Origin of the sequence: Mammaliicoccus sp. H-M34, from assembly GCF_022386495.1 — a bacterium.
Lineage (GTDB): Bacteria > Bacillota > Bacilli > Staphylococcales > Staphylococcaceae > Mammaliicoccus > Mammaliicoccus fleurettii.
In genome coordinates this window covers 1-1,238 of record NZ_JAJNIK010000020.1, presented here as the reverse complement: position 1 = coordinate 1,238, position 1,238 = coordinate 1, and the positions used below count along the sequence as shown (strand labels likewise).

Below are 1,238 nucleotides of genomic sequence, written 5' to 3'. Positions count from 1 at the left end.
CAAGCTCATATGACGCCAACGATTTCTGTAAACGCTGAACCAGGTTCTACAGTCGAATTATTCGATAAAGATGGCAACAAAATTGGTGAAGGGGTCGCAAATCATCAAGGTGTAGTTGAAATTACACCAACAACACCATTACCTGAAGGTAATATCACAGCCAAAGCGACAGATAATGCGGAATCACCGAATACGTCTGATGCTTCAGATCCAATCAAAGCGACAGATACTACAGCTCCGGCTAAACCAGTTATCACAACTGATTTAACAGGTAAAGCTCATATGACACCAATCATTTCAGTAAACGCTGAACCAGGCTCTAATGTTGAATTATTCGATAAAGATGGAAACAAAATTGGTGAAGCTATTGCCAATGATCAAGGTGTTGCGGAAATCACGCCAACAACACCATTACCTGAAGGTAATATCACAGCCAAAGCGACAGATAATGCGGAATCACCGAATACGTCTGATGCTTCAGATCCAATCAAAGCGACAGATACTACAGCTCCGGCTAAACCAGTTATCACAACTGATTTAACAGGTAAAGCTCATATGACACCAATCATTTCAGTAAACGCTGAACCAGGCTCTAATGTTGAATTATTCGATAAAGATGGAAACAAAATTGGTGAAGCTATTGCCAATGATCAAGGTGTTGCGGAAATCACGCCAACAACACCATTACCTGAAGGTAATATCACAGCCAAAGCAACAGATAACGCAGAAACACCGAATACGTCTGATGCTTCTGATCCAATCAAGGCAACTGATACAACAGCTCCAGTTAAACCTGTCATCACAACTGATTTAACAGGACAAGCTCATATGACGCCAACGATTTCTGTAAACGCTGAACCGGGTTCTACAGTCGAATTATTCGATAAAGATGGAAACAAAATTGGTGAAGCAATGGCGAATGATCAAGGTGTCGCTGAAATTACGCCAACTAGACCATTACCTGAAGGTAATATTACGGCGAAAGCGACGGATAATGCAGAAACACCGAATACGTCTGACGCTTCAGATCCAATCAAAGCGACAGATACAACAGCGCCAGTTAAACCTGTCATCACAACTGATTTAATAGGCCAAGCTCATAAGACGCCACCGATTTCTGTAAACGCTGAACCGGGTTCTACAGTCCAATTATTCGATAAAGATGGAAACAAAATTGGTGAAGCAATGGCGAATGATCAAGGTGTCGCTGAAATTACGCCAACTAGACCATTACCTGA

At 41.8% G+C, this 1,238-nt stretch carries 1 protein-coding gene; it reads left to right on the top strand.

From position 1 onward, the window contains the following. Positions 1 to 1,238 (top strand): Ig-like domain-containing protein (locus LQ608_RS12315; RefSeq protein ID WP_239752191.1); only part of this gene is annotated, 1,238 nt, incomplete at both ends.